This is a genomic window from Micromonospora sp. NPDC048063 (assembly GCF_043202855.1).
In the GTDB taxonomy this organism is placed as follows: Bacteria; Actinomycetota; Actinomycetes; order Mycobacteriales; family Micromonosporaceae; genus Micromonospora.
The window spans coordinates 73,858-84,254 of sequence record NZ_JBIDBG010000016.1; the positions used below are offsets into that span (position 1 = coordinate 73,858).

Below are 10,397 nucleotides of genomic sequence, written 5' to 3' on the forward strand. Positions count from 1 at the left end.
AGGTGTGCGACATGCCGGATCAGGCCGAGCCGAGCTCTTCGTCCAGCAGGCTGAAGATCTCCTCGGCGGAGGCCGACTCGAGGCTGGCGCCGTCGGCGGCGGCGGAGTCCGCGTCGGACTCGGTGTAGGTCCACAGGGAGAGCAGTTCGCGCAGCCGGGCACCGACCGCGGACCGGTCGGTGTCGCCGGCGGCCACCGCGCGCATGGCGTGCTCCAGCTTGTTCAGCTCGCCGAGCACCGTCAGCGCGGACGTGCTCCGCTCCGCCAGCAGCGCGCCCCGCAGGTACTCGACCAGCGCGGCCGTGGTCGGCCGGTCGTAGATCAGCGTGGACGGCAGCCGCAGCCCGGTGGCCGCGTTGAGCCGGTTGCGGAACTCGACCGCGGTCAGCGAGTCGAAGCCCAGCTCGACGAAGCCGCGTTCGGCGTCGATCGACCGGATCGACGCGTAGCCGAGGACCGCGGCGGCGTGGGTGCGGACCAGGTCGGAGAGGACCTGGTCGCGGTCCGCCTCCGCGGTGGCGGCCAGGGTCTCCCGCAGCGCCTCCGCCGGGTCGCGCTCGGCGGCCCGGGCCGCGCCGGTCGACGCCGGCCGGACCAGCGACCGCAGCACCGGTGGCACCGCCGCCGGCCCGTGCCGGCCGATCAGCGCGAGGTCCAGGTTGACCGGTACGACCACCGGCTCGGCGAAGCGCAGCGCCTCGCTGAACAGGTCCATCCCCTCGTCGGCGCCGAGCGGGACGAAGCCGCCCCGGTTCATCCGGGCCTCGTCGACGTGCCCGGTCTGGCCGTCGCCGGTGTCGTTGACCCACGGCCCCCATGCCAGGGAGAGCGCCGGGAGTCCCCGGTCCCGTCGGTGCTGGGCGAGGGCGTCGAGGAAGCAGTTCGCCGCCGCGTGGTTGGCCTGCCCGGGGCCGCCGAAGAGGCCGGCCGCCGAGGAGAAGAGCACGAACGCGGCCAGGTCGAGCTTCTCGGTCAGCTCGTGCAGGTGCCAGGCCGCGTCGACCTTGGGACGGAGCACGGTGTCGAAGCGGTCGGGGGTGAGCGCGGGCAGGACGCCGTCGTCGAGCACCCCGGCCGCGTGCACCACGCCGGTCAGCGGCCGGTCGGCGGGGATCTGGTCGACCAGCAGGGCCAGCGCGTCGCGGTCGGTGACGTCGCAGGCGACCACCCGGGCGGTGGCGCCCAGGCCGGTGAGCTCGTCGACCAGCCCGGCGACGCCCGGGGCGTCCGCCCCGCTGCGGCTGACCAGCAGCAGGTGGCGTACGTCGTGCCGGGTCACCAGCCGTCGTGCCACCAGTCGCCCGAGCAGGCCGGTCGCCCCGGTCACCAGGACGGTGCCGGCGGCCAGGTCGGGGCCGGGCCCCTCGGCCGGGGGCGGACCGAGCCGGGTCAGCCGGGGCGCCCGGAGCTGGCCGCCGCGTACGGCGAGCTGGGGTTCGCCCGTGGCCAGGGCGGCCGGCAGCAGGGCGGCGGCCGTCGCGTCGTCGTCGACGTCGAGGAGCACGATCCGGTCCGGGTTCTCCGACTGGGCGGAGCGCAGCAGGCCCCAGGCGGTGGCGGCCGGCACGTCGGCGATCCGCTCGTCCGGGTCGACCCGGACCGCGCCGCGGGTGACCACCACCAGCCGGGCGGCCGCGAGGGACTCCTCCGCCAGCCACTGCTGGGCCAGCGCGAGCGTGCGGTGGGCGACGCGGTGCGCCTGGCGGGCCGGGTGCGGCTCGTCGGCGACCGGCCCGACGCAGGTCACCACCACCGCGTCGGGCCCGGGACCGCCCGCGCGCACCTCGGTGACCAGCGCGGACAGGTCCGGACGCCGGTCGGCGCCGGGCCAGTCGTCGCCGAGGACGACGAGCCGGGGCGTGCCGTCGGCGCGGCCGGTGGCGGGGGCGACCCAGTCGAGGCGGTGCAGGGACCGGCTGGCCGACCGGCGGGCGGCGCTGAGCTGCTCGCCGGAGATGGGCCGCAGCACCAGACCGTCGACGGAGGCGACCGGCGTCGCGCCGGTGTCGGTGACCGTCAACGACACGGACCCGGCGTCGGTGGCGCGCAGCCGGATCCGCAGCTCGCGGGCGCGGGTGGGCCGGATGGTCACGCCCGACCAGGTGAACGGCAGTCCCGGGCGGATGTCGGAGCCGCCGTCGGAGGCCGGTGCGCCGCCGGCGGCGGGGTCGCTGGCCGTGGCGCTGGCGCCGATGGCGTGCAGCGCCGCGTCCATCAGGGCCGGGTGCACCGAAAAGGCCGTGGTGTCGGTGGACGCGTCGGCGTCCAGGGCGACCTCGGCGAGGATGTCCGGGCCGGAGCGCCACGCGGCGCGCAGCGCGCGGAAGACCGGGCCGTAGTGGTAGCCCTGGGCGGCGAGCCGGGCGTAGAGCCCGTCGAGGGCGATCGGCTCGGCGTCGGCGGGCGGCCACACGGCTGCCGGCGCGGGGTCCGGGTCGGCGGTGCCGCTGAGCTGGCCCGAGGCGTGCCGCTGCCAGGCCCGGGAACCGTCGGGGTCGGTGTCGTCGTCCCGCCGGGTGTGGATGGCGACCGGACGGTGCCCGGTCTCGTCCGGCGCGCCGACGCGGACCCGCAGGTCGACTCCCCCCTCGGCGGGGATCGCCAGCGGCGCCTCCAGGTTCAGCTCGGCGACGGTCGCGGCGCCGGCATGCCGCCCGGTCCAGGACGCCAGCTCCACCAGCGCCGTCCCGGGCAGCAGCACCGTGCCCAGCACGGCGTGGTCGGCCAGCCAGGGGTGGGTGGCGAGGGTGATCCGGCCGGTGAACAGCAGGCCCTCGTCGCCGGGCAGGTCGGCCACCGCGCTGAGCAGCGGGTGGTCGACGACGTCGAGCCCCACGGCGGGCAGGACGGAGCGGTGGGCGCCGGTGCGCTCCAGCCAGTAGCGGTGCCGGTCGAAGGCGTACGTGGGCAGGTCGACCGGCTCGGCCTCGGGCAGCAGCCGGCGGTGGTCCACCGCCAGGCCGAGGGTGTGCGCGGTGGCGAGGCTGGTCAGCAGCCGGGTGGCGGCGTCGTCCGGCCCGCCGAGGGTGTCCAGGACGTGGCCGGCGGCGCCGGTCCCGTCGAGGACGGCGGCGACCCGGGTGGTCAGCACCGGCTCCGGCGAGACCTCCACGAAGGTCACGTGTCCGGCCGCGACGGCGGCGCGGACGGCGGCGTCGAACTGCTCGGACCGTCCCGCCTCGCCGGCCCAGTGGTCGGCCCCGAGGCCGGCCGGGTCGGCCCAGTCCCCGGTGACGGTGGAGGCCAGCCGGGCGGTACCGGGCTGCGGGATGATCCCCGCCAACCCGGCGCGGACGCCGTCGGCGTCCAGCTCGCCGGCGGCGGCCCGGGCCCGCAGCGCCACCGTCCGGGCGGCGTCGGGCAGGGACAGCAGCCCCGCCACGCAGGCGGCCACGACCTCGCCGTCGCCGTCGCCGACGACCGCGGCCGGGATGACCCCGGCGTGCCGCCAGGCGGCGGCGAGCGCCACCCCGACGGCGAACAGGACGGGCCGGGCCAGCTCCGGCCGCTCGGCCCAGGAGGGGTCCGCGCCGGTCAGCAGGGCGGCCGGGTCGACGTCGAGCCAGGGCGCCAGGGCCTGCCGGCACTCGGCGAGCGTGTCGTCGAAGACCGGGCAGCGGCCCACCAGTCCGGCCGCCGCGCCCGCCGAGGCGGCCCCCGGGAAGACGAACACCGGGCCCGCGCCGTGGTTGGCGACGGCGCCGGTCACCACGTTGTCGGCCGGTGTGCCGGCGGCGAGCGCGTCCAGGCCGGCCAGCAGGTCGGCCGGGGTCGCGCCGACCACCGTGGCCCGCCGGTCGAACGCCGACCGGGTCGCGGCGAGGGACCAGCCGACCGCCGCCGGGGCGAGGCCGGGGTGTTCCCGTACGTGTCGGGCCAGCCGGGCCGCCTGCGCGGCCAGGGCGGCGGCGGAGCGGGCCGAGACCGGCCACACCACCACGTCGGCGGCGACCAGCCCGGGCGCCGGGGCGGCGGCCGGCTCGCCGTCGCCGGTCACGTCGGCGTCGGTGGGCTGCTCGACGACCACGTGGGCATTGGTGCCGGAGATGCCGAAGGAGGAGACCGCCGCCCGGCGGGGCCGGTCGACCGCCGGCCACGGCCGGGACCGGGTCACCAGCTCCACGTCGCCGGAGGACCAGTCGATGTGCGGCGACGGGTTGTCCGCGTGCAGCGAGGCCGGGACGGTGCCCTCCCGCATCGCCAGCACCATCTTGATCACACCGGCGACGCCGGCGGCTGCCTGGGCGTGGCCCATGTTCGACTTCACCGACCCGAGCAGCAGCGGGCCGGCGTCGCCCCGGTCCTGCCCGTACGTCGCCAGCAGGGCCTGCGCCTCGATCGGGTCGCCGAGGGTGGTGCCGGTGCCGTGGGCCTCGACGACGTCCACGTCGCTGGGCGTCAGCCGGGCGCTGGCGAGCGCCTGCCGGATCACCCGCTGCTGGGACGGGCCGTTGGGGGCGGTCAGGCCGTTCGACGCGCCGTCGGAGTTCACCGCGGAGCCGCGCACCACGGCGAGGATGCGGCGGCCCTGCCGCCGGGCGTCCGAGAGCCGCTGCACGAGCAGCATGCCGACGCCCTCCGACCAGCCGGTGCCGTCCGCCGACGCGGCGAAGGACTTGCACCGCCCGTCGGAGGCGAGGCCGCCCTGGCGGGAGAACTCCTGGAACGCCGTCGGGGTGGCCATCACCGCCACGCCGCCGGCCAGCGCCAGGTCGCACTCGCCCCGCCGCAGCGCCGCCCCGGCGAGGTGCAGCGCCACCAGCGAGGAGGAGCAGGCGGTGTCGACCGTGACGGCCGGCCCCTCCAGCCCCAGCGTGTACGCCACCCGCCCGGAGATCACGCTGTGCGCGGCGCCGGTCATCAGGTAGCCCTCGACCCCCTCGGGGACCTCGGTCAGCCCCGTGCCGTAGCCGGAGCTGGAGGCGCCCACGAAGACGCCGGTGCGGGTGCCGCGCAGCGTCGCGGGGTCCACCCCGGCCCGTTCCAGCGCCTCCCAGGACGCCTCGAGGGTGAGCCGCTGCTGCGGGTCCATGGCGAGGGCCTCGCGGGGCGAGATCTCGAAGAAGGCGGGGTCGAAGTCCGCCACGTCGTAGAGGAAGCCGCCCGCCGGGGGGTGGGTCCCCTCCGCCGGTTCGGGGATCTCCCAGCCCCGGTCGGTGGGGAACGGTGAGATGGCGTCCACGCCGTCGGCGACCAGCCGCCAGAACGCCTCCGGCCCGTCGACGCCGCCCGGGTAGCGGCAGGCCATGCCGACGATCGCGACGGGCTCGTCGGCGTCCACGACGACGGTCTGCGGGGCGTCGACCCGGTCGGCGCCGGACACCAGCTCGCGCAGGTGCGCGGCCAGCTCGGCGGGGGTGGGGTAGTCGAAGACCAGCGTGGTGGGCAGCCGCAGGCCGGTGGCCGCGTTCAGCCGCCCCCGGAAGTCCACGGCGGTCAGCGAGTCGAAGCCGAGGTCCTTGAACGGTCGTCCGCGCAGCTCGTCGGGGGTGGCGTGGCCGAGCACCGCCGCGGTCTGCTCGTTGACCAGCCGCAGCAGCTCCCGCTCCTGCTCCGCCGCCGGCAGCGCCGCGAGGTGGCGCAGCGGCGCGGCGGCCCCGCCCGCGGCCGGCGCGGCGGCCTCCTCCGCCGCGACGAGCGCCCGCACCTGCGGCAGGTCGCCGAGCAGCGGGCTGGGCCGGGCCACGGTGAACGCGGGGTGGAACCGGGTCCAGTCGACGTCGGCGACGGTCACGCAGGGCGTCGGGCGGCGCAGCGCCCGGTCCAGCGCGACGAGCGCCTTCTCCGGGTCGATGGGCGGCAGGCCCATCCGGTTGAGCTGCTCGGTGGCCACGTTCTCGGCGGCCATGCCGTGCGCGCCGCCCCAGGCGGTCCACGAGACGGCGGTGGCTGCCAGGCCCCGGTCGCGCCGGTTGACGGCCAGGGCGTCCAGCAGGGAGTTGCCGGCGCCGTAGGCGCACTGGCCGGCGCTGCCCCACACGCCGGAGATGGAGGAGAACATGACGAACGCCCCGAGTTCGCGGTCGGCGAGGCAGGCGTCGAGGTGCAGGGCGCCGAGCACCTTCCCCGCGACGACGTGGGAGAACTCGTCGAGGGTGGTGTCGGTCAGCGGGGTGAGCTGGTCGGTGCCGGCGGCGTGCACGACGGCGGTCAGGCCGGGCAGCGCGTCCACGAGGTCCGCCACGGAACGCCGGTCGGTGACGTCGCAGGTGGCGACGGTGACCCGCCCGTCGGCGCCGTACCGGTCGAGCAGGTCCGCCACGGCCGGGGCGGCGGCGCCCCGGCGGCTGGCCAGGACCACCTGCCCGACGCCGCGGTCGAGCAGCCAGCGGGTGACGTGGCCGCCGAGGGCACCCGTGCCGCCGGTGACCAGGACCGTGCCGGACCACCAGTCGCCGGCCGGGGTCTCGTCCGTCGCCGGCGGGGCCGGGGTGAGCCGCCGGGCCCAGATCCCGCCGGGCCGGACGGCCACCTGGTCCTCGCCGCCCGCGCCGGCCAGCACGGCGGCGAGCCGCCGGGCGGTGTTGTCGTCGAGGGTGGCCGGCAGGTCGACCAGGCCGCCCCAGCGGTGCGGCTGCTCGACCGCCGCAGCCCGGCCCAGGCCCCAGACCTCGGTCTGTAGCGGGTGCGCGACCCGGTCGCCCGGGGCCGCCGCCACCGCGCCGCTGGTGGCGCACCACAGCGGGGCCACCAGGTCCAGGTCGGTCATCGCCTGGACCAGGGCGAGGGCGCCGGCCGCGGCGAGGGTCACGCCGGGGTGCTCGGGCAGCAGCCGGTCCTGCCCGGCGACCACGGCGAGCACGCCGTCGACCGGCCGACCGTCGATCACGTCCCGCAGCCGGGCGGCGAGCGCCGCGCGGTCGAGGTCCGCCGCGCCGACGCGTAGCACCAGCGGTTCGGCGTCGGGGAAGAGGCCGGCCAGGCGGTCGGCCCACGCCGGGGCGTCGTCGGCCGGCAGCACCACCAGCCAGCGGCCCGCCGGGCCGTCCCGGTCCTCGGCCGGAACCGGCTGCCAGGTCACCTGGTACGACCAGCCGTCCACGGTGGAGCGTTCCCGCCGGGACCGGCGCCAGGAGGTGAGCACCGGCAGGGCCGGCAGCAGCGCCCGCACCTGCTCGTCGTCGTCGCCCAGCTCGCTGCGGAGCGTGTCGACGTCCGCCTGCTCCAGGGCGGTCCAGAACTCGTCGTCGCCGCCGTCGGGCGTGGCGGTGTCGGGGGCGGCGGGCGGCGGCTCGGGCCAGAACCGCTGCCGGCGGAAGGCGTACCCGGGCAGCGGCACCCGCGCGGTGTCCGTGCCGGCGAACAGCTCGGCCCAGCCCACCCCGACCCCGCCGACGTGCAGCTCGGCGAGGGCGGTGAGCACGGACGCGGGCTCGGGGCGGTCCCGGCGCACCAGCGCCACCGCGGCCGTGTCGTCGTCCGCGCCGGCCGCCGTGAGGATGTCGCGGGCCAGCGCGGTGAGCACCCCGCTGGGGCCGACCTCCAGGAAGGTACGCACGCCCAGGGCGCGCAGCTGGTCGACGCCGTCGGCGAACCGGACCGCCTCGCGTACGTGCCGGACCCAGTAGTCGGCGGTGCGGATCTCGTCGGGGTCGGCGACCTCGCCGGTCAGGTTCGACACGATCGGCAGCGCCGGCGGGTGCAGTTCCAGCCCGCGCACCACGGCGGCGAACTCGGCGAGCATGGGTTCCATCAGCGGGCTGTGGAAGGCATGGCTCACGCGCAGCGGCCTGGTGCGTACGCCCTGGTCCGCCCAGCGGCGTTCGAGTTCCTCGACGGCGTCGGCCGCGCCGGAGACCACGACGGCGGTGGGCCCGTTGACAGCGGCCACGGCGACCCGGTCCTCGAGGCCGGCCAGGGCGGCGCGGACCGCGTCGGCGGGGAGCTGGACGGCGAGCATCGCGCCGCCGGCCGGCAGGGCCTGCATCAGCCGGCCCCGGGCCGCGACGAGCGTGGCGGCGTCGGGCAGCGACAGCACGCCGGCCGCGTGCGCGGCGGACAGCTCGCCGATCGAGTGGCCGAGCAGGACGTCCGGGACGATCCCCCAGCTCTCCAGGAGCCGGAACAGCGCGACTTCGACGGCGAACAGGCCGGCCTGGGTGTAGAGGGTCTGGTTGAGCAGCGCGGCTGCCTCGTCGCCCTCGGGCGCGAAGAGCACCGGGGCGAGCGGGCGGGGCAGGTGCCGGTCCAGCTCGGCGCAGACCTCTGCCAGCGCCTTGGCGAAGACGGGGAAGGCGGCGGCCAGGTCGCGGCCCATGCCGCTGCGCTGCGCGCCCTGCCCGGAGAAGAGGAACGCGAGCTTGCCGCCGCGCGGCCCGGCGCCGGTGACCAGGCCCGGGGCGTCGCCGCCGGCCGCGAGCGCGCGCAGGCCGTCGCGCAGGTCGGCGCGGTCGGAGGCGAGCAGCACGGCCCGGTGATCGAGGCTGGCCCGGGTGCGCACCGACGACCAGCCGACGTCCGTGAGCCGCAGCTCGGGGCGGCCGTCGAGCCAGTCGGCCCAGCGGGTCGCCTGGGCGGCCAGGGAGTCGGCGTCGCGGGCGGAGACCAGCACCGGCACGAGGCCGGCCCCGGTGACCGGGGCGGTGCCGGTGTCCGCGTCCGTCCCGGTGGCGGCGTCGGTCGCGGCGGGGCCGTCCGGGGCCTCCGCCGGGGCCGGGTCGGCGGCGGGCGCCTCCTCGATGATCACGTGGGCGTTGGTGCCGCTCATGCCGAAGGAGGAGATGCCCGCCCGGCGGGGCTGCTCCCCGGCGGGCCACGGCTGCGGCTCGGTCACCAGCGACACCGCGCCGGCCGTCCAGTCCACGTTGGGGGTGGGCTCGTCGACGTGCAGCGTCGCCGGCACGGTTTCGTGCCGCAGCGCCATCACCATCTTGATCACCCCGGCCACGCCGGCGGCAGCCTGGGTGTGCCCGATGTTCGACTTGACCGAGCCGAGCCAGAGCGGCCGGTCCACGGGCCGCCCCTGCCCGTACGTCGACAGCAGGGCGTGGGCCTCGATCGGGTCGCCGAGGGTGGTGCCGGTGCCGTGCGCCTCCACGACGTCGACCTGCTCGGGCGCGAGCCGGGCGCTGGCCAGCGCCTGGAGCACGACCCGCTGCTGGGACGGGCCGTTGGGGGCGGTCAGCCCGTTGCTCGCGCCGTCCTGGTTGACCGCGCTGCCGCGTACCACGGCCAGGACGGGGTGGCCGTTGCGCCGCGCGTCGGAGAGCCGCTCGACGAGCAGCAGGCCGACGCCCTCGCCCCAGGCGGTGCCGTCGGCGGCGGCGGCGAACGACTTGACCCGGCCGTCCAGAGCCAGGCCGCGCTGGCGGCTGAAGCCGATGAAGGCGGACGGGGTGGACATGACGGTGGCGCCGCCGGCGAGCGCCAGGGTGCACTCCCCCTGCCGCAGCGCCTGGCAGGCCAGGTGCAGCGCGACCAGCGAGGACGAGCAGGCGGTGTCGACGGTGACGGCGGGGCCCTCGATGCCGAGGGCGTACGAGATCCGGCCGGACACGACGCTCGCCGCGGTGCCGGTGAGGATGTAGCCCTCGGTGCCGGGCGGCGGCTGCTGGAGCAGCCCCACGTAGTCCTGGCCGGTGGTGCTGGCGAACACGCCCACCTGGTGGCCGCGCAGCGCCGAGGGGTCGATCCCGGCGTGCTCGAACGCCTCCCAGGACGCCTCCAGCAGCAGCCGCTGCTGGGGGTCCATGGCGATCGCCTCGCGGGGCGAGATGCCGAAGAACGCGGCGTCGAAGTCGGTGGCGGAGTCGACGAAGCCGCCCTCGGCGACGTACGACGTGCCGGGGTGGTCGGGGTCCGGGTGGTACAGCCGCGCCAGGTCCCAGCCGCGGTCGGCGGGGAACGCGGAGACGGCGTCCCGTCCGGAGTCGACGAGCTCCCACAGCTCCTCGGGCGAGCCCACCCCGCCGGGGAACCGGCAGGCCATGCCGACGATGGCGATCGGCTCGCGGCTGGCCGCCTCAAGCTCGCCGAGCTTCCTCCTGGTCTGGTGAAGGTCCGCCGTCACCCATTTCAGGTACTCCCGGAGCGTATCTTCAGTCGCCATTAGCGCCACCTCTTCGGGCCGGAAAGAAACAGGCGACCCAATACCGTCCACAGACGCCACAAGCCGCGAAGATCTAAGCCCATTCAGCCGACCACGAATTGCCAGACAAAAAGCGTTTCAGCCCACACCAGGTCTTACTCGCCGGAGGAAAGGTAATTGTGGCCGGACGGCGGTCACAACCCCTAGCGTGCCCCTACGGGTGCCCCTAGGCGGCACGGGTGCAGGCTGGGCCGACCCGCCCTGCTGAGCGGCCCGGCGCACCGCCCTCGCGGGGTGCGGCCGGGCGGGTGCGGGACCCCGCCCGGCCGAGGGCGTCACGACCGCCGACAACGGTCGCGCGGCCCCATTT

The 10,397-nt window shown here is 77.2% G+C and carries 1 protein-coding gene; it reads right to left on the reverse strand.

The window, feature by feature from the left end; genetic code table 11:
- Positions 1 to 19: 19 nt before the first annotated feature.
- Positions 20 to 10,048, reverse strand: a complete 10,029-nt coding sequence (locus ACGFZ2_RS28185; protein ID WP_393458661.1) for a type I polyketide synthase — start codon at positions 10,046 to 10,048, stop codon at positions 20 to 22.
- Positions 10,049 to 10,397: the final 349 nt, after the last annotated feature.

What these genes read in the sequence shown, in the direction of transcription:
- ACGFZ2_RS28185 (WP_393458661.1), bottom strand. Translation starts at nt 10,048, where the DNA reads ATGGCGACTGAAGATACGCTCCGGGAGTACCTGAAATGGGTGACGGCG.